The 23,451-nt window shown below is 60.7% G+C and carries 24 protein-coding genes and 1 pseudogene; 8 read left to right on the top strand and 17 right to left on the bottom strand.

Annotated elements, in window-relative coordinates:
* Positions 1-36: 36 nt before the first annotated feature.
* From C4J83_RS16475 to C4J83_RS16430, 10 genes are all read right to left on the bottom strand, one after another.
* A complete protein-coding gene (locus C4J83_RS16475; RefSeq protein WP_124417635.1) occupies positions 37-1,203 on the bottom strand; it encodes a cystathionine gamma-synthase in 1,167 nt (388 codons plus the stop codon).
* Positions 1,200-2,576 carry a pyridoxal-phosphate dependent enzyme gene (locus tag C4J83_RS16470; RefSeq protein WP_119740089.1) on the bottom strand — a complete coding sequence of 459 codons (1,377 nt, stop codon included), beginning with the start codon at positions 2,574-2,576 and terminating at the stop codon, positions 1,200-1,202. The genes C4J83_RS16475 and C4J83_RS16470 overlap by 4 nt, the downstream gene beginning before the upstream one ends.
* 142 nt (positions 2,577-2,718) lie before the next feature.
* Positions 2,719-3,582: a 4-hydroxy-tetrahydrodipicolinate synthase gene (dapA, locus tag C4J83_RS16465; RefSeq protein WP_124417634.1), complete on the bottom strand. Its 864-nt coding sequence runs from the start codon at positions 3,580-3,582 to the stop codon at positions 2,719-2,721.
* A gap of 285 nt (positions 3,583-3,867) precedes the next feature.
* The gene (locus tag C4J83_RS16460; RefSeq protein ID WP_124417633.1) at positions 3,868-4,845 is read right to left on the bottom strand and encodes an alpha/beta hydrolase; all 978 of its coding nucleotides are present in this window, start codon (positions 4,843-4,845) and stop codon (positions 3,868-3,870) included.
* Between the two features lie 232 nt (positions 4,846-5,077).
* Positions 5,078-5,560, bottom strand: coding sequence for a VOC family protein (locus C4J83_RS16455; protein ID WP_119740095.1), 483 nt, complete (start codon positions 5,558-5,560; stop codon positions 5,078-5,080).
* Positions 5,561-5,640: 80 nt separating this feature from the next.
* Positions 5,641-6,102, bottom strand: a complete 462-nt coding sequence (locus C4J83_RS16450; RefSeq protein ID WP_106579039.1) for a hypothetical protein — start codon at positions 6,100-6,102, stop codon at positions 5,641-5,643.
* A 110-nt stretch (positions 6,103-6,212) separates the two neighbouring features.
* Positions 6,213-7,250: a helix-turn-helix domain-containing protein gene (locus C4J83_RS16445; RefSeq protein ID WP_256660603.1), complete on the bottom strand. Its 1,038-nt coding sequence runs from the start codon at positions 7,248-7,250 to the stop codon at positions 6,213-6,215.
* A 15-nt stretch (positions 7,251-7,265) separates the two neighbouring features.
* A complete protein-coding gene (locus tag C4J83_RS16440) occupies positions 7,266-7,652 on the bottom strand; it encodes an ester cyclase (protein WP_106579041.1) in 387 nt (128 codons plus the stop codon).
* Positions 7,653-7,703: 51 nt separating this feature from the next.
* Positions 7,704-8,825, bottom strand: a complete 1,122-nt coding sequence (locus C4J83_RS16435; protein ID WP_124417631.1) for an SEL1-like repeat protein — start codon at positions 8,823-8,825, stop codon at positions 7,704-7,706.
* 70 nt (positions 8,826-8,895) lie between these two features.
* Positions 8,896-9,516, bottom strand: coding sequence for a LysE family translocator (locus tag C4J83_RS16430; RefSeq protein WP_124417630.1), 621 nt, complete (start codon positions 9,514-9,516; stop codon positions 8,896-8,898).
* A 266-nt stretch (positions 9,517-9,782) separates the two neighbouring features.
* Between C4J83_RS16430 and C4J83_RS16425 the strand changes: the two genes are divergently transcribed.
* The 3 genes from C4J83_RS16425 (at position 9,783) to C4J83_RS16415 (ending at position 12,071) form a co-directional block, all read left to right on the top strand.
* Complete coding sequence (locus C4J83_RS16425) at positions 9,783-10,520, top strand: SDR family NAD(P)-dependent oxidoreductase (protein ID WP_106579044.1); 738 nt, start codon at positions 9,783-9,785, stop codon at positions 10,518-10,520.
* A gap of 93 nt (positions 10,521-10,613) precedes the next feature.
* Positions 10,614-11,525, top strand: a complete 912-nt coding sequence (locus C4J83_RS16420; protein WP_124417629.1) for an enoyl-CoA hydratase-related protein — start codon at positions 10,614-10,616, stop codon at positions 11,523-11,525.
* A gap of 141 nt (positions 11,526-11,666) precedes the next feature.
* Entirely contained in the window at positions 11,667-12,071 is a 405-nt protein-coding gene (locus tag C4J83_RS16415; RefSeq protein ID WP_218568297.1) for an ASCH domain-containing protein, read from the top strand.
* Positions 12,072-12,312: 241 nt separating this feature from the next.
* Here C4J83_RS16415 and C4J83_RS16410 read toward each other — a convergent pair whose 3' ends face one another.
* From C4J83_RS16410 to C4J83_RS16400, 3 genes are all read right to left on the bottom strand, one after another.
* Positions 12,313-12,651, bottom strand: coding sequence for an antibiotic biosynthesis monooxygenase family protein (locus tag C4J83_RS16410; protein WP_124417628.1), 339 nt, complete (start codon positions 12,649-12,651; stop codon positions 12,313-12,315).
* Positions 12,652-12,682: 31 nt separating this feature from the next.
* On the bottom strand, positions 12,683-13,657 hold the full coding sequence (locus tag C4J83_RS16405; RefSeq protein WP_124417627.1) for a zinc-dependent alcohol dehydrogenase family protein: 975 nt from the start codon (positions 13,655-13,657) through the stop codon (positions 12,683-12,685).
* Between the two features lie 65 nt (positions 13,658-13,722).
* A complete protein-coding gene (locus C4J83_RS16400) occupies positions 13,723-14,025 on the bottom strand; it encodes an ArsR/SmtB family transcription factor (RefSeq protein ID WP_119740110.1) in 303 nt (100 codons plus the stop codon).
* 622 nt (positions 14,026-14,647) lie between these two features.
* Between C4J83_RS16400 and C4J83_RS16395 the strand changes: the two genes are divergently transcribed.
* On the top strand, positions 14,648-15,127 hold the full coding sequence (locus C4J83_RS16395) for a DUF2867 domain-containing protein (RefSeq protein ID WP_124417626.1): 480 nt from the start codon (positions 14,648-14,650) through the stop codon (positions 15,125-15,127).
* Positions 15,128-15,146: 19 nt separating this feature from the next.
* Here C4J83_RS16395 and C4J83_RS16390 read toward each other — a convergent pair.
* A pseudogene (locus C4J83_RS16390) lies at positions 15,147-15,356 on the bottom strand (DUF4287 domain-containing protein); the annotation flags it as partial.
* 180 nt (positions 15,357-15,536) lie between these two features.
* Here C4J83_RS16390 and C4J83_RS16385 point away from each other — a divergent pair.
* The 3 genes from C4J83_RS16385 (at position 15,537) to C4J83_RS16375 (ending at position 17,648) form a co-directional block, all read left to right on the top strand.
* Positions 15,537-16,055 (top strand): MarR family winged helix-turn-helix transcriptional regulator, encoded by a 519-nt coding sequence (locus tag C4J83_RS16385; protein WP_119740116.1) that lies wholly within the window; start codon positions 15,537-15,539, stop codon positions 16,053-16,055.
* Positions 16,055-17,260: an FAD-dependent monooxygenase gene (locus C4J83_RS16380; protein WP_124417624.1), complete on the top strand. Its 1,206-nt coding sequence runs from the start codon at positions 16,055-16,057 to the stop codon at positions 17,258-17,260. Before C4J83_RS16385 ends, C4J83_RS16380 begins: the two co-directional genes overlap by 1 nt.
* Before the next feature lie 61 nt (positions 17,261-17,321).
* Positions 17,322-17,648, top strand: coding sequence for a helix-turn-helix domain-containing protein (locus C4J83_RS16375; RefSeq protein WP_106579053.1), 327 nt, complete (start codon positions 17,322-17,324; stop codon positions 17,646-17,648).
* Positions 17,649-17,650: 2 nt separating this feature from the next.
* Here C4J83_RS16375 and C4J83_RS16370 read toward each other — a convergent pair whose 3' ends face one another.
* On the bottom strand, positions 17,651-19,144 hold the full coding sequence (locus tag C4J83_RS16370) for a methyl-accepting chemotaxis protein (protein WP_124417623.1): 1,494 nt from the start codon (positions 19,142-19,144) through the stop codon (positions 17,651-17,653).
* Between the two features lie 196 nt (positions 19,145-19,340).
* Complete coding sequence (locus C4J83_RS16365) at positions 19,341-21,494, bottom strand: TonB-dependent siderophore receptor (RefSeq protein ID WP_124417622.1); 2,154 nt, start codon at positions 21,492-21,494, stop codon at positions 19,341-19,343.
* 288 nt (positions 21,495-21,782) lie between these two features.
* Here C4J83_RS16365 and C4J83_RS16360 point away from each other — a divergent pair, with 288 nt between their 5' ends.
* Complete coding sequence (locus tag C4J83_RS16360; protein WP_124417621.1) at positions 21,783-22,211, top strand: TOBE domain-containing protein; 429 nt, start codon at positions 21,783-21,785, stop codon at positions 22,209-22,211.
* A 153-nt stretch (positions 22,212-22,364) separates the two neighbouring features.
* On the opposite strand, the gene C4J83_RS16355 is transcribed toward C4J83_RS16360, so the two are convergent.
* Positions 22,365-23,396 (bottom strand): alpha/beta fold hydrolase, encoded by a 1,032-nt coding sequence (locus tag C4J83_RS16355; protein WP_119740127.1) that lies wholly within the window; start codon positions 23,394-23,396, stop codon positions 22,365-22,367.
* Between the last annotated feature and the right edge of the window lie 55 nt (positions 23,397-23,451).

The raw sequence follows: 23,451 nt of genomic DNA, 5'->3' as shown, positions 1-23,451 counted from the left end.
TCCCACAGGTAAGGCTTAATTGTTTGGGCGATTGGGTTAGATCAGGGCCAATGCCTGCGCCAGGTCGGCCCGCAGGTCCTCGACGTCTTCAACACCCACCGACAAACGCACCAAACCGTCGCCAATGCCCAGTTGCGCCCGCGTTGCTGCCGGGATGCTGGCGTGGGTCATGATCGCCGGGTGTTCGATCAGGCTTTCGACACCACCCAGGCTTTCGGCCAAGGCAAAGATCTTCACGTTTTCCAAAAAGCGTGTGGCGCCGGCCAGGTCACTGTTCAAGTCCACCGAAATCATCCCGCCAAACCCACGCATCTGCTTGCGTGCCAGTTCGTGCTGGGGATGCGAGGCCAGGCCTGGGTAATAAACCCGTGAGACTTGCGGCTGTTTTTCCAGCCAGGTGGCCAACTCCAGGGCATTGCTGCAATGGCGCTCCATGCGCAAAGCCAGGGTTTTCACGCCGCGCAGCGTCAGGAATGCATCGAACGGGCCGGCAATCGCGCCGACTGAGTTCTGCAGGAAGCCCAGGCGTTCGGCGAGCTCCGGGTTATGGCCGACAATGGCGATGCCGCCGATCACGTCGGAGTGGCCGTTGAGGTATTTGGTGGTGGAGTGCACCACGATGTCGAACCCCAGCTCCAGCGGGCGCTGGATCCATGGGCTGGCAAAGGTGTTGTCGGCTACGCAGATGATGCCGCGGTCGCGGCAGATTTGCGCGATGGCACTCAGGTCAGTAAGGCTGAGCAGCGGATTGCTCGGGGTCTCGACCCAGACCATGCGAGTGTCGTCCTGCAACGACGCCTCGAAAGCCTGCAAGTCGCTCAAGTCGACAAAGCTGAAACGGTGGCCGGCGCTGCGCTGGCGCACCTTGTCGAACAGGCGGAAGGTGCCGCCGTACAGGTCGTTGCCGGAGACGATGTGAGCGCCGGCATCGAGCAGTTCCAGCACGGTGGAAATCGCCGCCAGCCCGGAGGCAAAGGCAAACGCCTGGCTGCCGCCTTCAAGGTCGGCCACGCAGCGCTCCAGGGCAAAGCGCGTGGGGTTGTGAGAACGACCATAGTCAAAGCCCTTGTGCACGCCGGGGCTGTCTTGCAGATACGTGGAGTTGGCATAGATCGGCGGCATCAGCGCTCCCGTGGTCGGGTCGGGTGATTGCCCGGCGTGGATCACGCGGGTGGCAAAGGCGCTTTTATCGGGCTGACTCATGCAAGGGATCTCCGTAGGTGATTAAGCAGGTCGACGCGGGTGATCAGGCCATAAAAACCTGAAGCGTCAGCAATGATGGCAACCAGGCCGCGATCAAGTTCCGCCTGCAGTTCGGCCAGGCTGGCACTCGGGGCCAGGGTTTGCAAGGTGTCGGTCATGGCGCTGGCAACGATCATGGAAAAGTCGGCGGCGTCATGGTGCAACCCCAGCAGGATGTCGGACTCGTCGATCACGCCAACCAGTTCGCGGCCTTCGACCAGCACCGGCAGTTGCGAGACATCGGCCAGGCGCATGCGCTGGAAGGCCGTGAGCAGGGTATCGTCGGGGCTCACGCTGATCACGCGGCCGTCTTCGAAGCGGCGGGCGATCAGGTCGCGCAGGTCGCCGTAGTGTTTGTACTGGAGCAGGCCCGCGTCGTTCATCCATTGGTCGTTGTAAACCTTGGACAGGTACCGCGTGCCGGTGTCGCAGACGAAGGTGACCACGCGTTTGGGTTCGGTCTGCTCGCGGCAATAACGCAACGCAGCAGCGAGCAGGGTGCCGGTTGACGAGCCGCCGAGAATGCCTTCGGCCTTGAGCAGTTGGCGGGCGTGGTCGAAGCTTTCTTCATCGCTGATGGAATAGGCGTGGCGCACGCTGGAGAGGTCGGCGATAGAGGGGATGAAGTCTTCGCCGATGCCTTCCACGGCCCATGACCCCGGCGTTTCCATCCTGCCGCTGCGGCTGTATTCAGCCATCACCGAACCCACCGGATCCGCCAGCACCATGGCCAATTCCGGCTGTACGCGTTTGAAGAAACGCGTCAGGCCGGTGAGGGTGCCGGCCGAGCCGACGCCCACCACGATCGCATCCACGTCGTGCTGGGTTTGCGCCCAGATTTCCGGCGCGGTGCTGGTTTCGTGAGCCAGCGGGTTGGCCGGGTTGTTGAACTGATCGGCAAAAAATGAACCGGGAATGTCCTTGGCCAGGCGCGCAGCCACGTCCTGGTAATACTCGGGATGGCCCTTGCCGACGTCGGAGCGGGTGATATGCACCTCGGCGCCCATGGCCTTCAAGTGCAGGACTTTTTCGGTGGACATCTTGTCGGGCACCACCAGCACCACGCGGTAGCCCTTGGCCCGGCCGACCAGCGCAAGCCCCAGGCCGGTGTTGCCGGCGGTGGCTTCGATGATGGTGCCGCCGGGGCGCAGGCGGCCGTCGCGTTCGGCGGCGTCAATCATGGCCAGGCCGATGCGGTCTTTGATGGAACCACCGGGGTTTTGGCATTCAAGTTTGAGGAACAGCGTGCACAGGCCGGTATCAAATCGGCTGACCTTGACCAGCGGCGTGTTGCCGATCAATTCGAGTACGGCGGGGCGGGAAAGCGTGGGCATGTCGTCACCTGGTACGGAAGAGGCGTAGGGGAGGGACAGCAAAAATGCAAAGCATGGCTTGGAACATAGGCCGGGATCGCGCCGGTCGCAACCGGGCGGTCCGTTGGATGTCTTTTTTTGGCGCATGAGCGCGTGTTGACGCTTAAACGCCGCGCATCGAAACCTGCTGCAACCGCTCTATAACGCCAGTGCTGGCTGTTTGCATCGGCGCGCGCAGCTCACTGGCGATCAAGCCTTGCATCGCCAGCGCCGCCTTTACCGGCGCGGGGTTGGGCTCCATGAACAGGGTGTTGATCAGGGGCATCAACCTGAAAAAAGTCGCCCTGGCCTCGCTGAGCTGGTTGTCGCGTACCTGCTGGTACAGCGCCACAAAGTCCTCGGTGTGTACATGGGCCGAGGCTGCAATCGCACCACTGGCGCCCAGGCACAGCGCGTTGAAGATTTGAAGATCCTCGCCACACAACACCTCCACGTCGCCGCTGGCGAGCAGCGCCAAGGTAGTCGCCAGGTTGCCGCCGCAGTCTTTGATCGCGACGATTCGTGTGTGCTTGACGATGTTCAGCAAAGTGGCCTGTTCGAAGGTCACGCCGGTACGGTAGGGAATGTCATAGAGAATGACCGGCACACTGGAGGCGTCGGCCACCGTGCGGAAAAACGCTTCGAGGCCGGCCTGGGAGGGGCGGATATAGCTGGGCGCCGGCACCAGCAAGCCGGCCACCGCGCGTTTGAGGATTTCGCTCTGGAACTGCAGCAGTTCACGCTGGTTGTTGCCTGCCAGGCCCATCACCACGCGCTGCGCCGGCATGAGTTGCAGCACCGCATCCAGCACGGCCAGTTGCTCCTCGCGGCTCAGTGACGTGGCTTCTCCGGTGGTGGTGCAGACCATGATGCCGGCGACGTGCTTTTCCAGCAGGTGGCTGACCAACCGGCGCAGGCCGATGAGGTCGATGGCGCCGTCGTGAAACGGCGTGACCACGGGAACCCAGATACCTTGAAACGATGACATGCACTTTCTCCTGATGATTGACCGCTGGAGTCACCGTCAGAAGGGCAGAGGGGGATTGTGCAAAGGGAGGGAGGTCCGTCGCGCTCAATGTCCTGTCAGCTCATCTGACGGGACAGCGCGCCCCGGTCACATGAGCGACTGTTTCTTCGATTTGAGGGCGTGCGCCACGCAACCTTGCGCCTTGGCAATCAAGCCAATGGCACAAAGGTTAACGAAAGACGATGCAGACATGCGCTGACACACCCTGAATAAGGCTTCCATCTTCAGCGGATGTGACGGAATGTGTCAACCCCGCTTTAACTGCTCACGGACAAATTCTGCGACCTCGTTGGCCAGCTCCGCGTCTTCCGGCGCGCCCATGAAACCGCCGTGCGGCATGGCTTCGAACACATGCAACTGCGCCGTTACCCGCGCCTGGCGCAAGGCGCGGTGCAGGCGCACGGTGTTGGACAGAAACAGATCACGGGTGCCGCTTTGCAGAAAAGTTGGCGGGAAACCCTGGGTGAAATCGCCAAACAGCGGTGACAGGTACGGGTGAGACAAGTCCGCACCGTTGGCATACAACAGATTGACGTTCATCAACGGGTTGGGCAGCACCACGTCGACGGTGCGGTTGACCTGGAAGCTGTCGCCGGACTCGGTGAGGTCGACTTCCGGCGACAGCAACACCAGCGCAGCGGGCAATGGCAAACCTTCGTCACGCGCACGCAACACCATGGCCGCCGCAAGGTTGCCGCCCGCTGAGCGGCCACCGATCACGATCTGTTGCGGCGCGTGATGCTTGAGAACGTGCCGATAGACAGCCAGGCAGTCGTCCAGCGCTGCGGGGTAGGGATGGTCGGGTGGCATGCGGTAGTCCACGCCATAACAGATCACGTCGTGCAGATCGGCTTGTCTGCCGGCCGCGAGGCGGCAGTTTTCGCCGCCGCCGAACACCAGCGCGCCGCCGTGCAGGTCGATGTAGGCAAAGGGCGTGGCAGACGCCGGTGTGGCGACATGCACGCTGGCGTTTTCAACCCTGAGGGTGTGCAGGCTGGCCCGCAGCGACGCCGCTTGCCCCGCGTTGGCGCTGGCGTAGTTCTGAGCCACGGCGGCCTGCAGACGGCGCCAGCCGTCATGGTCCTCGGGCGCGGGCATCGCGTGCAGCGCGTTGAGGGGCACACCGTCAGCCCCGACCAGGCGTTGCAGTGTGGCCTGGGCTTGAGGGCTGATTGATTGCGGCACTGGGATCGTGCGAGGGTCAAGTTTGACGCCGTGGTTCATGGGCTTGCAGCTCGCATTCGACGACTTTGGGGGGGCAGGATGCCAGAACGTGGGCCGGTGTGGCGAGCGGGCTTGCCCCGCGTTGGGCGGCGCAGCAGGCCCAGAACCTGCTGATGGGATCTGTCAGTTATACCGGGGCGTTTGAATTGGGAGCGCTTCGCACTCCAACGCGGGGCAAGCCCGCTCGCCACAATAAGCCCGCTCGCCAGGACAAGCCCGTTTGCTACACGAGTCAGCGCCCGGCCACTGCAGCCTCAATGGCGGCCACATCGATTTTGGTCATGGTCATCATCGCGTCAAAGGCGCGCTTGGCGATCACCGGGTCGGGATGGGTCACTGCGTCGGTCAACACGCGCGGAGATATCTGCCACGACAGCCCCCACTTGTCCTTGCACCAGCCGCATGCGCTGGCCTGGCCACCGTTATCGATGATTGCGTGCCAATAACGGTCGGTTTCGGCTTGATCGTCCGTCGCCACCTGGAAGGAGAACGCCTCTGTGTGTGGGAATGCCGGGCCGCCATTCAGCCCCAGGCATGGAATGCCCAGGACGGTGAACTCGACGGTCAACACGTCGCCTTGCTTGCCTGCCGGGTAGTCGCCTGGGGCGTGATGCACGGCCTTGACGGCGCTGTCCGGAAAGAGCGAGGCATAGAAGGTCGCGGCTTCCAGGGCGGTGCCGTTGTACCAGAGGCACAGGGTATTTTTGTGGGTCATTTCAGGGCTCCACGTATCAAGGGTACGTGGAGTTTAGATGAGGGCTGAAGCGAGCCCGGCAGAACTGCCGGGCGGTGCTGTTACAGAATGCTGTAGTCCCTGACCACGCCATTGTTGAGGTGGATGTTCAGGCGGCGGCTCTGTTGCTGCGGTGCAAGGTTGTCGATGGCTGTGCGCCGGGTGTCGAGGGCGTTGTCGTAGGTATTGCCGGGGATACGGTTGGAGACCAGCCCGAGCAAGTGGCGCATGGACGCGTTCTGGGTGGTGGAGGGCGCGTAGTTCCAGGTTTCGGTGCCGTCGGATGAAATCGACTGATCCTGCGGTTCACCATACAGGGCTTTGAGCTGTTGGGAGGTGGTCTTGCCAGAAATGATGTGCGTCCTGACATACGTGGTGTCGAACAGCGAAATATCCGGCCCGGCTTTGCCCTGGATACCCGGCAATGACAGGTTGTTCAAGCTGCTGAGGCCGTTGACGCCATTGGCGCAACCCGTCAGCAAGAGGGCGGTGGCAAGCGTTGCGATAACAGTACGACGGGCCATGATTTTCTCCGTTTAGTCAGGGCTCTAGAACGTCGGCCAATGATAAAACGGTGAAAAACACGCGGAGAAAATCTTCCTGTCCCCGCGTCTCAATGACTTGCCTGGGTGTCTCAGACCGCGTTCATCTGCCCCAGGATGTTGCGTAACGAGAACCCGGTGTGGCGGCTCACGCGCTCCGGCGCCTGGGCCGCGACGCTCAACTCCCGGGCCTCGCGCGGCGAATAGCCAAAGGCTTGCTTGAAGGTGCGGCTGAAGTGCGCATCACTCTTGAACCCGAACTGGAAGGCCAGCCCCGACACCCGCTGCCGCGCGCCGGAATCACTCTGGATAATCACCCGCGCGCGGTTCAACCGGCGCTGCTGGATATACGCCGCCACGCCGGACTCCTGGCTGAACACTCGATACAGTTGCGCCCGCGAAATACCCAGGTGTTTGCACAGGAAAGCCGGGGACAATTCCGGGCTGCGCAGGTGCTGTTCAATCAAGCGACGGGCGCGGTTGAGCAGGGTGTGGTCGATCGCTTGCTCGGCGGTTTGCAGGTTGGCCACTGTCGGCGCCAGGGCTGCCGATATCATGGCCAGCGTCGCCTGTTGGGCGTGCGGGATTTCCTCGGGTGTCAGGCGCGGCAGGCGCTGTTGCAACGCGCGCATATGGTCTGCGAGCAGCTCGCTCAAGCCGCCCTGCAGCACTTGGCCATGCACGTCTTTGTAGCCGAGGCTTTGCGCCAGCAAGTCGCGAGGAATGGTGAGGATCACGGTATCGCCAGCCGTGATCAGGCAATCGAGTTCACGGGCCAGGTCCAGGATGTAGATCTGCGAGTTACCCGCCGCCAGCGTGGTGCGGCCTGCCGTGCCATTAATCGTGTGAGACAGGCCGAGGCAGAGGTAATAGTGGTCGAGGCTGTCGCGGCGAATCATGTGTGTGGAACGCTTGACCCGATACGGCACCGGCTCCCCGGCACCGTCCCAGGCACCGCAGCCCATCAATAACGAACCCAGGTAACCGGTGGCCAGGCGGTAATTGAAGGCTGCGGATTCAGGCTCGCTGATGGTGATATCGAAGATCGCATTCACTTCCTCACGCCACACTTCAAAGCGTTGGCGCGGCGGGTAGGGTTGAGTGGTAAAGGTGAAAAGCGGGTTCTCCACAAGCGGCTCCATCCATTAAAGCTGTTGTTTGATCGCCGCCTTATCGATCACGGACCAGACGTGCGCGATCTTCCCGTCGACGAATTCGTAGAATACGTTCTCATCGAAGGTCACCGTCTTGCCGTTGATCGGCAAGCCGAAAAATTCACCTGTGGGCGTGACGTGGAAGTTCAACCGGCTGGCGACGGTGGGCGGGTCCGCGACCAGCAGTTGGATGCGGAACACCAGGTCGGGGATCTCGCGAAAGTCCCGCTCCAGCATCGCGCGGTAGCCGGCAAGGCCGACGGGGGTGGCGTTGTAGGTCACCTGCGGGTGCACGAAATCGCCGAGGCGCTCCCAGCCCTGGCGGTTGAGGCAGTCGATATACCCTCGGTAAAGGTCGGCGAGCTGGTTTCGGGTCATGGCGTGTTCTCCTTTTTGAAAAGCACTCATCGACTTTGCCCTTGTGTGAGTCTACGGCGCGCTGGTTATATCACCCCGCAATTGCCCAAGCCCTTGCGGGGTTGAATAGAGGGCTTCCAGCGCCGCGACGTCGGCCAGTTGCTCTGCGGACAAGGCTTTTTCCTCATGCTCAAGCTGGCCGCGTATATCGTCCTCGTACTCGGACAGCTTTTGATTCAGCGCCACGCGCACGAGACCGCATGCCTTGAGCTTGTTAGGTTCAAAGCCCTTTCCCGTATCCACATGCTCGGCGAGGGTCGCTGTTGCGTAAGCGTACCCTTGTGTCGCGGCCTTGAGCAGCCATCGGTTCGCCGTTGGATAGTCTGCCGGCACTGCACCGCTGCTGCTGTACAGATAGCCAAGCATGTACTGCGCTTTGGCCCGGCCCGCGTCACCAGCGCGGGTATACCACCCAATGGCGGCGGGTACGTCTTTGGGGGTGCCGATGCCATTCAGGTTGGCCATCCCAAGCCATTCGTATGCCTCGCTATTGCCTGACTGGGCGGCCTGGGTCAGCAACTGGATGCCTTGCTGAGGGTTTTTCGGCGTGCCTACGCCCGTGAAATAAAAGGTCGCCAACAGCGTTTGGCCCTCAGCATCGCCTCGCGCACTGGCTTTGCGCGCCCAGTAGAATGCCTTGCGGTCGCTTTGCTCAACGCCAATGCCTCTGAAATAGGCGTCGGCAAGCCGTTGCTGGGCGCGGGCATGACCTTGCTGCGCAGCCTTGCGATACCACACCGCGGCTTGAGCGCTATCGCGCGGCATTTCCACGCCGCCATAGTTTGCATCCCCCAAAAAAAACTGGGCTTCAGAGTTGCCTTCCTCGGCTGATAGCGTGATCCACTCCAGGCCCTTGCGGTGATCAACGGCTACACCGCGCCCGAAAAAATAAAAAAAGCCGGTTTTGAACTGTGCGAAGGTCTCGCCTTTTTCCGCCGCGCGCAAATACCACTCTGCGGCCTTGACCGGGTTTTTATCGACGATGATGCCTTCGTCGTAGAAGGCGCCAATCAACAGTGTGGGGCTGTGGGGGCTGCGCCACAGACTGATCGCCAAGGCGACCAAGCAATAGGCCAGCAGGCCAAAGCAAAGTAAAGCGAGGGGTAGGGCAAAGCGGCGCAATGTCGAATCCATTCGTGAGGTGCAGGTGGGCAGTGTAGCGGCGCTTGCGAGCGATGGCATCACTCGCTGTTTTGCAGCGACCTCAAGCGCGACGCGCCATCAACAGCACCGTCGCCGCTGCCGACAACAACCCCGCGCAGCATCGATTGAAAATCCGTTTACCGCACGGCTCGGCAAACCAGCGACGCATGTGCAGGCCCATGTAGGCATAGGCGCTGATGGCGATCCATTCCAGCACCAGGAACATCGCGCCCAGCAGCGCAAATTGTGGCGTGATCGGCTGGCCTGGCACCACGAACTGCGGCAGGAAGGCCGTGAAGATCAAGATAGCCTTCGGGTTGCCCGCTGCCACCAGAAACTCCTGACGCGCCAACGCCCACAAACCCACCTTGGCCGTCGCCGATTCAGGCTCTGCCTGCGGATTAGCTCGCCACAACTGAAACGCCAGATAAAAAAGATACGCCGCGCCCAGAATCTTGATCGCGTAAAACAACAACTCCGAGGTTTGCAGCACCACCGCCAGGCCCGCCGAGGCGAGGGCGATCATGCCGGCGAAGGCCAGCAAGCGGCCAACACCGGCGAGGCAAGACGTGCGATAGCCGTAGCGGGTGGCGTTGCTGACCGACAGCAAGTTGTTCGGGCCTGGCGCCATGTTCAGGGCGAAGCAGGCGGGGAGGAAGAGGGCGAGCGTGGCAAGGTCCATGGCGGCTCCGGGTTGGGCGGGGAGCGTTGAGGATAAGGGCAGTTGAGCTGGCTGGACAATCTGCGCGTTGCAGCGCACGGCGCAAGCGGGCCGACCTATACCAGTAACCAGCATTCCATTCCGGCATGAATGTTAGTCCCGGTTGCCGTCTACAGGGGGCTCATTGCCTCCTTCAATCTTCCCGCTGTGGCGCCAGCCTGGCGCCTCGCCGAGTCGTTCCCACATGGGCGGGCGGCGCAATGCAAGCCAGATTGAAGGTACGCCACATGAGCAAAAAACTTGAAGGCAAGGTCGCGGTTGTCACGGGTGCCAGCGCCGGAATCGGCCTCGGTATCGCCAAGGCGTTTGCCAATGAAGGCGCTCGCGTGTTCATCACGGGCCGGCGTCAACCTGAGCTCGACCGCGCGGTCGCTGAGATTGGCCACGGTGCGGTGGGCATTCAAGGCGATGCGGGCAAGCTTGCCGACCTGGACGCGCTGTACGCGCGCATCAAGGAAAAAGCCGGGCGCATTGATGTACTGGCGTTGAACGCCGGGTTCTATGAGTTCATGAAGCTCGGCGAGATCACCGAGGAGCATTTCGACAAGACCTACAATGCGAACGTCAAGGGCCTGCTGTTCGGCCTGCAGAAAGCGCTGCCGCTTCTGGGAACAGGCGCATCGGTAATATTCACCGGTTCAATCGCCGCTTCGATCGGCATCCCCAGTATGTCCGTCTATTCATCGACCAAGGCGGCCGTCCGCAACCTGGCGCGCGGTTTCATACTGGACACCAAGGAACTGGGCATCCGCATCAACGTATTGAGCCCCGGCCATACGCTTACCCCAGGACTGCAGTCATTGATTCCCGAGGCTGCGCGTGCCGGCCTTGTTGGCAGCATTCCGCTGTCCCGCTTGGGCAGCCCGGAAGACTTGGGCAAGGCGGCCGTATTTCTCGCCTCTGATGACAGTGCCTACGTTACCGGCATCGAGCTTGATGTCGATGGCGGTGTCTCGCAGTACTGAACTGAAAACTTGAGCACCGAGTGGGGACGGCCGCGTTATCTGATTGGCGCGGCGAACCCATGCGCACAGCCAACTTCGCCAAAGGATGTATCGATGCAAAGAGTATTGCGCAAGATCATCATGTTCTCAGCATTATCCTTGTTCGCCGGCGTTGTAATTGCGCAATCTGGCGACGACGTCAAAACACCCCCCGACGACGTCACCCTGGTCGATATCCCGACCAGTGCCGCTCACAAAATTACCGTCGAGCGACGTGGCAAGATTGTACTGATTGGTATCAACCGACCCGATATCCAGAACAGGCTTGATCCGCAAGCGTACCTGGCCCTCGCCAAGGCGTATTACGACTACGACCATGATCCTTCACTGCGTGCCGCTGTGTTGTTCGGGCACGGCGACAATTTCTCGCAGGGCCTTGACGTTGAGGGCTTCAAGGCGGTTGCCAGCTCGGGCGGACCTACGCTCGGTGCGGGGCTGATCGACCCGCTCGGCAAGAAAATGCCCTATCTCACCAAGCCTCTGATCGTGGCGGTTCACGGCGACACTTGGAACATGGCGCATGAGCTGTTTCTTGTCGGCGACATACGGGTTGCGGCGAACAACACTGACTTCGGACAGGATGAAAACACCCATGGTCGTTTCCCGGGCGGTGGATCGACAGTACGATTCGTGCGCGAAGCCGGCTGGGCCAATGCCATGCGCTACATTCTGACGGGCGATCATTGGACCGCCCGTGAAGCCTATCGCATGGGCACGGTACAGGAGATCCCTGACCCGCAGTCAGCCCTCGACAAAGCGATCGAGTTGGCAAACCGGATCGCCGCCAATGGCCCCTTAGGGATCAAGGCGTCGCTGGCCTATGCGCATCGCGTCATCGACCCGGTGCAGGCCGGCGCTCTGTCGGAATTGGATGCGCAACGCGCAACGCTGTATAAGTCAAACGACTTCCAGGAGGGGCGCAAGGCAGAGGCTGAAGGGCGATTACCTGTCTATCACGGCAATTAAAACCGTCGCCTAGGGCGCGACCTGCTGAGCGGGTCGCGCCATTACCGGCGGCGGTGCAACTCGATCAAGGGTGCCGGGCTAATCATTCGCGAATGGGTGCTGACGCTGCAGTCAACGATAAGGTTTGAACGAATGATGCGCATGATTGACGATTTAAAGATCAGGTACCCCAAAGCCAGTGCATGGGCATTTGGGGATACTCCAGAGATGGCAGATGAGCTGGCTGAACGTGTAGCTAAAGGCATTAAAACAGCGTCATGTTGCTCACTTTCATCATTCAACCATCAAGATGAATCGTCAGCGATTGGTGGTTACAGCATCATCCTCAACGGTCAGGGTGAGCCGGTATGTGTCATCAGGCTTGTTTCGCTGCGTATCATTCGTTACTGCGACGTGAATGAAGCATTTGCAAGAAAGGAAGGCGAAGGGGACCTCAGCCTCGGATATTGGGCGCAGGGTCATAAAGATTTTTTTCAACGGGAGGGCTCGTTCGACGCGGCGATGGAGCTTGTGGCAGAAGAATTCGAGTTGGTGGAAGTGGTGTAAAGCACAACGTTATCCAACGGTCTTTAGCGTGCTGGCAACGGGTTATTTTTTCAGTGGCAATGTTCGCTTTGGGCCGACAACAGCCGTTCAGGAAACTGCACCTCAACTACTCCAGGCTGCCCGCGAGCACCAGAAAGGCTGGCTACACCGGCGGGCGTCGAGCGATGCGTGCGTTGAGGCCGCAATGGCGACAACGCACGTGGATCATTTCACCGCTGACAATCAACACCAGGCGAGGCGCTTAAAACCACGAACTACTCGGGGCATCGGCGTTGCCCATATGCCTGACAAAGGCTGCGCCTTCGATATGGTAAACCGTTGGTTCGTCGGCGAAATAGGTCTCCAACCCCTGCATAAACAGCCGATGGTCCTCACTCGCCTCGAACCCTGGCGTGTGATCTTCAAGTGATGCCCACTTCACGATCAAGTTGAACACCTGCGGCGTTTCAATGCCTTGTGCGAGCAGGTGCCCGCAATAGCCCTTCGCTCGACACAGCAACGGCTCGACCTGGGTAAATGCGCGCCTGAACGCTTCAACCTGTTCTGTGTAAACCGGGAGCTGGGCGATTTCATAAATCATGGTGTTCCTCCAAAAATGAGTTCAACGGTGCTCACGCCATGAGCGATGGCACGACGGCAATCGCGACTTTTCCTTGAACACCGTTGTGGCGGCTTTCCAGCCGAGCATGGGCCAACGCGATGTCGGCCAACGAATAAACCGCGCCCACGTGGGGCCGCAGCTGACCGCGTTCCACTAATGCGCTCAGCTCGTCCAGCTTGCCGCGATGTTGTCGGGTGAACACAAAGTGATAGGCCGCGTTTTTGCCCCAGGCCTGAACCAGGTTTTGCGGCTGCGTGATGTCCACGATCGAGACCACGCGGCCCCGTTGTGCAAGCGCGTCGGGGCTGCGTGACAAGGTGTCGCCGCCGAGGGTGTCGAACACCACATCGACGCCGCGGCCCGCCGTTTCGCGCAGGATGGCCTCGACGTAATCCTCGCTTTCGTAGTCGATGATCACGTCAGCGCCCATGCTTCGCGCAAACTCAATGTTGGCCGCGCGCACGGTGGTGAACACCCTTGCCCCGATGGCTTTGGCCAGCTGGATTGCCACGTGGCCGACGCCGCCTGCGCCACCGTGTATCAGCACGCTTTCGCCAACCCTGAGCGCCGCGCGTTCGGCGAGTGCTTCCCACGCAGTGCCGCCGACCAGGCTGAGGCTGGCGGCTTCGAGGTGGCTGAGCGAGGCAGGTTTTTTGCCAATGATGCTTTCGGCGGCCACGTGGTACTCGGCGTAGCTGCCGGGGCCGTCGAATATTTGTGGGGTGTACCAGACTTCGTCGCCTGGGGCGAAGGCGGTCACACCTGGCCCGATGGCTTCGACAACGCCAGACACGTCGTGGCCGGTAATGGCTGGGAGTGGCACCGCGTCGGCGTAGTCACCCCGTCGCACCTGGTAATCCAGTGGGTTGATGGCAGTGGCATGTACGCGCACCAGAACGTGCCCCGTATGGGGCACGGGCTTGGGCACGTCGCAGAGTTCGAACGCCTCGGGCCCGCCAAAGGAGTTAAGAATCATCGCTTTCATTGCATTACCTCGTTTCGGGAAAAAGGGATATCGGGAAACATCGATATTATGCGATGAAAAAAAACCTAGAGTTCTTTCCCCAGGATCTCCGTCAGCGCGCGGATGTTGGCTTCGTTACGTTTGTAGTAGGTCCACTGGCCGATACGGCGGATTTCAACCAGGCCTGCGCGGTGCAGGGTCGCCAGGTAGTCAGACACGGTCGACTGGGAAAGGCCGACGCCTTCCTGGATGCTGCTGACGCAGACGCCCACGGTATGAACGTCTCCCTCGTCTTGGGCGGGGAAGTTTTTTTCGGGATCTTTCAAACCTTGCAGGATATCGAGTCGCGTGCGGTTTGAGAGGGCTTTGAATATGTCGAGTAGGTCCATGCGCTCGATAGTATCGGGATTTACCGATATGTCAATGTGCGAGTCAGCCGCCCAAGTTTGAGCTGAGGGCTGCCGCCAGCGGATGAGAAGGCTTGCGAACGATCACATCAAAACGGTGCCCGTTGAGCAGGCCGGAAGGGTTTGTGCTGGATGTGTGCGACTCACGAAGCCGCGTTATTTCCAAGCCCTCGCACATCGCGCGAATGGCCTGCTCGGTGTGGAAGGTCATGTGCGTAGGCGTCGGCCAGCTACGGTGTACGCCAAACCGATGCCCGACGAACACGCCGCCGGGCACCAAGGCATGCAGCACCTGATCCCAGAGCCGCGGGAACCCAGCAGGGCGACAAAAAGGCAGGGCCAGCCCGGTAGGGATAACGCCTCTTTATAAGTCATGCGGCAGGCGCTGCCAGCTCAGGAAGGCGATGGCAGCGCATTCTTGCGCCCACATTCTTCAAGGCCATTTCGCGCTTTACTTGAGCGCAGGCGCAAAATAATCTCTGCCCGGCAAGCGGCGTCCTGCCGTTTTCAGGCACAGCCAGGCGCGTCACATTTATTGGACGAATTGCGGTAAGGCTTGCGGTTGAGCACATTCAACAGCGGCCACCTTTCAAGGAGAGACTGTTTGGCGAGCACCGATGTTGTTCACACACTGCGCCTGCCGGCCGACCTGGATTATTACGACCGCAGGTCGATCCTGCTGCCGGTCGATGTCACCGCGCTTGAAGCCTGGAACATCATGACTGCCGAACCGGGGCCATTCCTGCACATGGCGTTTGGGATCAGGGACGCCATTTGCGCATTGTTTGGTGTGAAACGTATTGGCGGGTTTTCCGGCACGCGGCGAGAGCGTGTGCAGGTCGGCGAGCGGCTGGACTTCTTTTTGGTGGAGCACAGCGCTCCCGACGTACTGGTGCTGACCGAGCGCGACCGGCATCTGGATGTGATGATCTGCCTGTCGATCAGCGATCGTGTGTTCACGATCACCTCATCGGTGGTCATTCATAACGCCTTTGGCCGCTTTTATAGGGTGCCGGTCGGTCAGGTGCACAAGCTGATCGTCAACCGTGACCTGAAGCGACTCCAACGCAGCCTTGAAGGGTAGGGCGGCGGCTCAGTCGCCCTTTTTCCATCGCCGCGTAATACGCCACCAGCGCATTGGCGTGGCCATGGCCCATGCCGTGTTCGGTTTTAAGCCAGGCGACCCTTTCCATGTGCTTCTGGGCATTGACGGTTTTGAGCAGGTCCAGCCAATGGCTGATGGGCTGCCCATACTTTTTTTCAATGGCGGGGAAGTACGACGCCGGCCCGTTTGTTGTTGTGTCGTCGGTCATGCTGCACGCTCCCTTTGGTGCCCACGGTCAGCGAGGGGATTCTCGCCTGAACTCAGGCTAGTAAAACGTGAGGGATTTCGCCTGCCCATGGATACCCGTTCGACATTTTTGGAAGATAGCTAAGCAAGTTAGCTATATGCTAGTGTGGTTGCCACCTCGCGATCCTGAGCAGTCAAACGCATGAAACCATCCGCATCTGTCCCCGTCCCTGACCACGACCCACGTGGCCTGCAGATCGCCAGCGATGCTGTTGCGCAGCAGCTGCAACAGATCGCCATCCTGACGCGCAAAGCCGCCAGCCATCTTGCCGATTCGTTGTCCATCAACCAGACCGACATGGCGGCGCTGGAGCACTTGATTACGGACGGCCCGTTGCCACCGACCGAGCTTGCCTCGCGCCTGTCGGTGACGACCGCCGGCATCACCCAAGTCATCGACCGCCTGGAGCGCGCCGGCCATGTGATTCGTGAGCGCCAGCTTGATGACAAGCGCCGCGTGATGGTGTGTCCGGTTCCCGCCTCGGTGGCCCTGGCTTATCAGCACATTGCGCCAATGCTCAGCGGCCTGAACGCCGTACTGGAGGCGCTTGGGGGCCAGGAGCGCGCGGTGGTCGAGGCGTTTCTTGGCCAGGTGATCGAGGTTTACCGCAGCACGTTGCCGGGCAGCAGCGCCGCTTCAAATCCACAGCAGGAGGCCTGATGAAACGCCAAAAGATTCTTGTCACCGGCGCCAGTGTCGCCGGCCCGGCGCTGGCATATTGGCTGTCCCGGCAGGGCATGCACGTCACAGTGGTCGAAAGGGCACCGGCTTTTCGCGATGGCGGGCAGACGATCGACGTGCGGGGTGCGGGCCGTGTTGTGGTGCAGCGCATGGGCCTGGAGGAACTGATTCGGGCCAATACAACCCACGAACAAGGCATTGCCTTCGTTGACCGCCACAACCGGACCAAGGCCTTCATCGGCGTGAACGACTTTGACGGCGAAGGGCCGATCGCTGAACTGGAGATTCTGCGTGGCGAACTCGCCAAGCTGTTGATCCAGCACAGCGAGGACCGGGTCACGTATCGGTTTGGCGACAGCATTGAAACCCTGCACGACGATGGCCAGCAGGTGCATGTGCGCTTTGCACAGGGGACCGAGCAGGTTTTCGACCTGGTGATTGTGGCGGAAGGAATTGGCTCGACCACGCGCAATCACGTGTTCGGCAACGAAGTCCAGCGCCGCCCGCTGGATGTATACACCGCCTATTTCACCCTGCCGCGTGAGCCAAGCGACGGCCAGATCATGCGCTGGTACAACATTCCCGGCGGTCGCTGCGTGTGTTTACGCCCAGACAACCTGGGCACCACGCGGGCGTTTTTGTCGTTTCAGCAAGCACCCAACGGCTACGAAAAACTCGCGCCAGACGCGCAGAAATCCTTGCTCAAGCAACGCTTTGCCGACGCCGGTTGGGAGACGCCCCGCGTATTGGCGGGGCTGGATGACACAACCGACCTTTACCTGGAAGCGGTAGGTCAGGTCAAAATGCCCCGTTGGTCCAAGGGCCGTATTGCACTGGTGGGCGACGCAGCCTATTGCGCCTCGCCCATCAGTGGCATGGGCACCAGCCTGGGCCTGTGCGGGGCGTATGTGTTGGCCGGCGAGCTGGGGCGCCATGCAGATCACACCCAAGCGTTTGCCGCCTATGAAACCCTGATGCGGCCCTACGTGGCTCAGGCGCAAGGCGTGCCCAAATTTGCACCGCGGTTGGCGTCACCTCATTCGCGCGTTGCAATAGCGCTCGGCCACGCCGTATTGCGGCTGGCGACAGCGCCTGTTTTTAAAAAGCTGCTTGGCAAGTTTCTTTCCCCCAAGGCTGACGCCATTGACCTGCCGGACTATGCCCTGAAACGTCAATTCAAATGAATGACCTTCTTTGAGGTGTATAGGCGTATGGTGGTTTATACCCTCAGTTCAGGCATTCAACATGGACGGCAATTTAGGCGGGCGCTTAAAGGAAGAGCGCAAACGGCTTTTACTCTCCCAGCACGATTTTGGTGTGATCGGGGGCGTGGCCGAAAACGCACAAGGCCACTATGAAAGGGGCGAGAGATTACCCAAATCGGATTATCTGATGGCTATCCGTCGCAAAGGGGTCGATGTGCTTTACGTGCTGAGCGGTGAGCGTTCGCACATGAGCGCGGATGACCTTACTGTGGAAGAAACCGAAGTCGTCAATCAGTACCGCACGCTGCACGAGGCGGATCAGGGCGCGATTGCTCAGATCACCTCCTCATTGTCCCGAGACGCATGACTTCATTGATGAAACCTGCGCCCCAAGGCATCCAGGCGCACGGCAATCGGCGGTAACCGTTCACTGCTGCGCGCCAGCGTTTCCACATCATCCGCGGTGCTTTGCGCAATGCTTTGCACCGCCTGCAAGCGCCCGACAATCTCCAGGTTGGCCGTGGACTGCTCGCGCGTGGTGCTCACAATTCGCCCATTCAGTGCGTCGATGCGCGCGATATCGGCGCCTACCGCTTGCAGCATCTGTACCGCCAACTGGCTGTCTTGTACGCAACGCTCTACGCCTTGCTGGCTGTCATGCATCGCCTCGACGGCCTGACGGCTGCCGTGTTGCAAGCCTTCGATGATCTGTTTGATTTCCTGCGTAGACACCGCCGTGCGCTGGGCCAGGCTGCGCACTTCATCGGCGACCACGGCAAACCCTCGGCCTTGCTCGCCGGCGCGCGCGGCTTCGATGGCGGCGTTGAGGGCGAGCAGGTTGGTCTGGTTGGCGATGCTGCTGATCACTTCGAGCACCGAGCCGATCTGCTCTGCCTGCACGGCGAGGTCTTGCACGGTTGAGTGGGTGCCGTGAATGCGTAGAGCCAGTTGGCTGATTTCATGCTGCGCGCGGCCGACGCTTTCCTGGCCGCGTACGATTTGTTGGCTGGCTTGGCCTGCGTGCTCGACAGCCTGTTCAACGTGCACGGTGATGTGGCCCATGGCGTCTTCCATGCGCTGCATCGAGCCGGTCATCTGGGTGATTTCTGCCAACTGATGGCGTGCGCCTTTTTCCAGGGTGCCGCTGGCACTGGCCAGTTCCTGGCCGAGTTGGCCAAGGCCTTGGGAGTCGCGAGCCACACCGTCGATCAGGTGGGTGATTTGCTGCAGGAAGTGGTCAAAGCGCTTGGCCAGGGAGACGTGCACCTTGCCTTCACCTTGGGCGGTTTCGACGGTGAGCTGGGTGGTCACGGCGAGCATTTTCTCGAGCATTTCCTGGCTTTCGACCGCCTCACGCTGGCTGTGAATGGCCAGGTAGAGCAGGGCGACGGTCTCCATCACCACATAGAAAGCGTGGACGAACACCATGCTCCAGCCGCCGTGGTGTTCCATCACAAACACCGGCAAGCCTTGATGTTGCAAGGCATGAAAGACCACGTGATGCACGGCGATCGTTGCCGCCGCGACCAGGATTGGCAGCCAGTCGCGGTAGAACGTCAGCACCGCCAGCAACGCGAAAATGCCGAAGTGTGATTCGATCACGCCTTGCGCCTGGTTGATGTGCAGGGCAGCCATTACCATCAGGCCGGCGCCCAGCAGGCAGCGCATCAAGCGTGTCCCGCCGAGGGCGCGATAGAGCACCGTCAGCACCACACTGGTGCCTGCGCCCACGGTCAGTGCCTGCAGCCAAGTGTCGTGCCAGAACGCCAGCCCGAGAGAGAACAGAAACATCAGCCAGACCAACGCCAGCATGATGCGATCGGCCTTGCGGTAGTGCTCCAGAAAACGCGGACGGGTGGGCATTCACTCTTACTCCATGTGATCGGCGGGTAACAGGCAAGCATGCGGCGTGCCACGACGGGCCGCCGGTGGAGTGAAGCAGGTATGCGTGTGCTGTTTGATTCAGGGATGCCAAAACCTTATCGGCATCCCTGAACGGGACTTTAAGAACGGCTATCCGAACGGCTATCCGAACGGATAGCCAACGCTGCGATAACGATCAGAAGGTGTACTTGGCGGTCAGCATCATGTTGCGCGGGTTGCCGTAAGCATCACCGCCGTAGCTCACCGAGTTGGCGATGGTGGAGTAGTAGCGCCGGTCGAAGATGTTGTTGGCGTTGAGCTGCAGGTCCAGGTGCTGGTTGACCTGGTAGCCGGCCATCAGGTCGGTGACGGCATAGCTGCCCTGTTTAAGCCGATATTTGCTGCCGTCCGCGAGGTCAAGGTCGTTGTACATGCGGCTCTGCCAGGAGACGTTACCGCCCACACGGAATTTTTCCAGCGGGCCCTGCAGGTTGTAGCGTGTGGTCAGTTTGAACAGCTGTTCTGGCGTGTCGGTGTCGAACTGCTTGTTGACCTTCTGCGGGTTGGCCTCATCCTTGATGGTGTGCGTACGGGCGTAGGTGTAGCCACCGCCGACCTGCCAATTCTCGGTTAACGCGCCTTGTAGTTCGACGTCGATGCCCTCGCTGCGAATTTCGCCGGAGGCTTCGTTGCAGGAGGCCTGCGGGCAGTTTGGCACGAACACTTGCACCGCCCGGTTCTCCTGATCGACGCGGAACAGCGCCAGGCTCGCGTTCAGCGCGCCGCCAAGGTATTCGCCCTTGATGCCGACTTCGTAGTTCTTGCCGACAATCGGCTTGACCGGCTTACCGGACGTGTCCTTGTCACTCTGCGGCGTGAAGATGTCGCTGTAGCTGACGTAGACCGAGTGATGGTCGTCCAGCTCATAAATCAAACCTGCGTAGCGGGTGAGGTTGCGGGTGACATGATAGTCGCCGTCGCCGTCACGGTTGTCATAGTCATACCAGTCCAGGCGTCCGCCGAGGATCAGTTTCAACGGGTCGGCGAGGCTCAGGCGCGTGGTGACGTAGACGCCGTCCTGAGTGGTGACTTCGCGCTGGTTGTCGGTGTGGACGAAGTCTGGCTTGCCCGCGGTGAGTGGCCAGTTGGTGTCGTACGGACTGTAGCTGGTCAGGTCATAGATGCGCTTGCTGGCGCCCACCACCAGTTCATGGGTACGCCCGAACGCCTGGAAAGGGCCGCTGGCAAAGGCGTCGATGCCGGCCTGGTTTTCATCGTAGGCCGCCTGGTAGACCGTGCGGGCCGGGGTGTTGTTGACCCAGCGCGACTGGTAGGAGCCTGAAAACAACGCGTTCTGTTCGGCGTAGTTGGCGTTGACTTGAAGGCTCCAGTCGTTGGCCAGGCGCTGACGCAGCTCGGCGAACACCGTGTTGATTTCCTGGTCCTTGTTCTCCCAGCGAGTACCCGGGTTGTAGGAGCGCGGCAGGTCCAGATGATGGCCGTCCTGACCGACCATCGCCGATCCCCAGAAGTAGTTGGTCTTGTCCTTCTGGTTGGAGAAACCCAGGGTCAGGGTGGTGTCTTCGCTCAGATCCGCTTCGGTGACGGCGTAGAACAGGCCGTGATCTTCCTGGACTTTATCGATGAAACTGTTGGCATCACCGTAAGAAGTGACCACCCGGCCGCGCAATGTGCCGCTGTCGTTGAGCGGGCTGGATGCGTCCAGCTCGCCACGGTAATTGTCCCAGCTGCCGGCGGCGCCGGTGAGGGTGACTTTCTGCTCGTCCAACGGCCGCTTGCGGATCAGGTTGATGGCCGCTGAAGGGTTGCCGGCCCCGGTGACCAGGCCTGTTGCGCCGCGCACTACCTCGACGCGGTCGAACATGGCCAGGTTCGGCTGGGCGCCGACTGTGGCCCCGTTGTAGCCGCTGGGAATGCCGTCATACATCAGGTTGTCGATGTCGAAACCGCGCGAGGTGTACGACTGCCGGCCAGGCCCGTTGGAGAAGTTCAGGAACAACCCGGGCGTGGCCTTGACCACGTCGTTGATGCTGGTCATCGCCTGGTCATCCATGCGTTGTCGCGTGATGACGGTAACGGCCTGTGGGGTTTCGCGCATCGTGAGTGGAAGTTTGGTCGCCGTTGCCATCGAGCCGGTGGTGTAGGACGGGCTGCCTTCGGTGGTCGCACCGAGTTGCTGCTCGGTGTTGATCTGCGTCGCGCCCAACTCGACGACGTCTGCTGGCTGCTGCGCGTCGGCGGCGAAGGCCGCTTGTGAGCTGGCAATACAGATGGCCATCGCGATCAAATTGGGTGAAAAACCTTTACCGCCATGTTGTTGCACAGACATGAAACCGACTCTCCCGGAAGTGCTGTCCCTAGCGAACAATAAAGATGATGATAATTATTCGCATCAGTGTGTCAGATTGGATCCGAGCAAAAAAGCCTTTGACGTTAAATGCTTAACAAATTTTTCACATCGTCGATGCAGCCTTATCGCTAGCTCCGGCGCCAGCAGGTAGTCAATATCCGGCGCAGAACCCCGGTAGTTGGGACGCTATAGTTGTTTTTACACAGCGTTACGTTTAAACATGCGGGTTAATTCCTAACCAGCAAGTCAAGAAAAGGCCCCGTCACGATGAAAGTCAGCGCACGCAACGTATTCAAAGGCCAAGTCAGCCAAGTGCAGGAGGGCGCCGTTAATGCAGAAGTCGTCCTGACCCTGGCCGGTGGTGAGCAACTGGTGGCGGTGGTGACCATACAGAGCGTGCGCAACCTGGGCATCGCCGTGGGCAAAGAGGCCGTGGCACTGATCAAGGCGCCGTGGGTCATGCTGATGACCGATTCCAGCGACATTCGCCTGTCGGCGCGCAACTGCCTGGAAGGCACGGTACTGAGCGTCAACGACGGTTCGGTCAACGCCGAAGTGGTGATCGAATTGGCCGGTGGTTCGAAGGTTTACGCCATCGTCACCCGCGACGCGGTGGCGGAGTTGGGCCTGGCGCCGGGCGTCAGCGCGACGGCGGTGATCAAAGCCTCGCACATCATTCTCGGCGTGCCGGCCTGATCAACGCACGGTGGCCCGAGTCCATTCGGCCCACCGTGTTCAATTGGCACCACTGTTCAAGCCAAAGAATGTCCTTCCCGACAGTCGTGCGCTGAGCAGCAAAAAACACTCCCCGCCCAAGGCCGGTACCCGCGCCAGGTCGTCGCGATAAGGTCACAGGTGATCGGCGTCGAACACGGCCTTGGCGAACGCTGCCGGTGCTTCCTGCGGCAGGTTGTGGCCGATCCCGCCATTGATCTGGCGAAATTCGTACTTGCCGGTGAAGCGCTTGGCGTAGTCCTCGGGTTGCGGGTGCGGTGCGCCGTTGGCGTCGCCTTCGAGGGTGATGGTCGGCACGCCGATGGTGGGCGATTGGGCCAGTCGCTGTTCCAGCGCGTCGTATTGCGCCTCGCCTTGCACCAAACCCAGGCGCCAACGGTAGTTGAAAACCGTGATGGCGACGTGATCGGGGTTATCCAGGCCTTTGGCGCTGCGCGCGAACGTGGCGTCGTCAAAGGCCCACTTCGGCGAAGCGGTTTGCCAGATCAGCCTGGCAAATTCGTGGGTGTTCTTCTGGTACCCGGCGGCGCCGCGCTCGGTGGCGAAGTAAAACTGGTACCACCACTGCAATTCCGCCTTGGGCGGCAGCGGTTGCTTGCCGGCGGCCTGGTTGCCGATCAGGTAACCGCTGACAGACACCAATGCCTTGACCCGCTCCGGCCACAGCGCCGAGACGATATCCGCCGAGCGCGCGCCCCAGTCGTACCCACCGAGCACCGCTTGCTTGATCTTCAGTGCGTCCATGAAGTCGATCACGTCCTGTGCCAACGCTGCCGGTTCGCCGTTGCGCAGGGTTTTATCCGACACAAAACGCGTGGCGCCATAGCCGCGGGCATACGGGATCAACACGCGGTAGCCTTTGGCTGCCAGCCACGGCGCGACATCGGCATAACTGTCGATGTCGTAGGGCCAACCGTGCAGCAGGATCACCACCTGGCCGTTGGCCGGGCCAACGTCGGCGTAGGCCACATCGAGCACCCCGGCCTTGACGTGCTTGAGCGCGCCGAAGGCGGTTTGGTGATGGCTGGCCGGCGTTGGCGGCTCGGGCATTTCAGCATGAGCCACGCCCAGGGCGCCGAATGGCAACAAGGCCAATGCCAGAGCAAGCGGACGGTGTTTGGAGCGACGGGTCAACAGAGTGTGCATGGCGAGCCTCCTGCGGCTGATGGGTGCCTGACACTCAGTTGACCGCTGCGCTGTA

The organism is Pseudomonas sp. LBUM920 (assembly GCF_003852315.1).
GTDB lineage: Bacteria > Pseudomonadota > Gammaproteobacteria > Pseudomonadales > Pseudomonadaceae > Aquipseudomonas.
The sequence above is the reverse complement of the archived record's forward strand: the minus strand, read 5'-3'. Positions and strand labels throughout refer to the sequence as shown.

Coding starts and splice junctions, on each gene's coding strand:
- C4J83_RS16475 (WP_124417635.1), bottom strand. CDS start 1,203: ATGAGTCAGCCCGATAAAAGCGCCTTTGCCACCCGCGTGATCCACGCC.
- C4J83_RS16470 (WP_119740089.1), bottom strand. CDS start 2,576: ATGCCCACGCTTTCCCGCCCCGCCGTACTCGAATTGATCGGCAACACG.
- dapA (WP_124417634.1), bottom strand. CDS start 3,582: ATGTCATCGTTTCAAGGTATCTGGGTTCCCGTGGTCACGCCGTTTCAC.
- C4J83_RS16460 (WP_124417633.1), bottom strand. CDS start 4,845: ATGAACCACGGCGTCAAACTTGACCCTCGCACGATCCCAGTGCCGCAA.
- C4J83_RS16455 (WP_119740095.1), bottom strand. CDS start 5,560: ATGACCCACAAAAATACCCTGTGCCTCTGGTACAACGGCACCGCCCTG.
- C4J83_RS16450 (WP_106579039.1), bottom strand. CDS start 6,102: ATGGCCCGTCGTACTGTTATCGCAACGCTTGCCACCGCCCTCTTGCTG.
- C4J83_RS16440 (WP_106579041.1), bottom strand. CDS start 7,652: ATGACCCGAAACCAGCTCGCCGACCTTTACCGAGGGTATATCGACTGC.
- C4J83_RS16435 (WP_124417631.1), bottom strand. CDS start 8,825: ATGGATTCGACATTGCGCCGCTTTGCCCTACCCCTCGCTTTACTTTGC.
- C4J83_RS16430 (WP_124417630.1), bottom strand. CDS start 9,516: ATGGACCTTGCCACGCTCGCCCTCTTCCTCCCCGCCTGCTTCGCCCTG.
- C4J83_RS16425 (WP_106579044.1), top strand. CDS start 9,783: ATGAGCAAAAAACTTGAAGGCAAGGTCGCGGTTGTCACGGGTGCCAGC.
- C4J83_RS16420 (WP_124417629.1), top strand. CDS start 10,614: ATGCAAAGAGTATTGCGCAAGATCATCATGTTCTCAGCATTATCCTTG.
- C4J83_RS16415 (WP_218568297.1), top strand. CDS start 11,667: ATGATTGACGATTTAAAGATCAGGTACCCCAAAGCCAGTGCATGGGCA.
- C4J83_RS16410 (WP_124417628.1), bottom strand. CDS start 12,651: ATGATTTATGAAATCGCCCAGCTCCCGGTTTACACAGAACAGGTTGAA.
- C4J83_RS16405 (WP_124417627.1), bottom strand. CDS start 13,657: ATGAAAGCGATGATTCTTAACTCCTTTGGCGGGCCCGAGGCGTTCGAA.
- C4J83_RS16400 (WP_119740110.1), bottom strand. CDS start 14,025: ATGGACCTACTCGACATATTCAAAGCCCTCTCAAACCGCACGCGACTC.
- C4J83_RS16385 (WP_119740116.1), top strand. CDS start 15,537: ATGAAACCATCCGCATCTGTCCCCGTCCCTGACCACGACCCACGTGGC.
- C4J83_RS16380 (WP_124417624.1), top strand. CDS start 16,055: ATGAAACGCCAAAAGATTCTTGTCACCGGCGCCAGTGTCGCCGGCCCG.
- C4J83_RS16375 (WP_106579053.1), top strand. CDS start 17,322: ATGGACGGCAATTTAGGCGGGCGCTTAAAGGAAGAGCGCAAACGGCTT.
- C4J83_RS16370 (WP_124417623.1), bottom strand. CDS start 19,144: ATGCCCACCCGTCCGCGTTTTCTGGAGCACTACCGCAAGGCCGATCGC.
- C4J83_RS16365 (WP_124417622.1), bottom strand. CDS start 21,494: ATGTCTGTGCAACAACATGGCGGTAAAGGTTTTTCACCCAATTTGATC.
- C4J83_RS16360 (WP_124417621.1), top strand. CDS start 21,783: ATGAAAGTCAGCGCACGCAACGTATTCAAAGGCCAAGTCAGCCAAGTG.
- C4J83_RS16355 (WP_119740127.1), bottom strand. CDS start 23,396: ATGCACACTCTGTTGACCCGTCGCTCCAAACACCGTCCGCTTGCTCTG.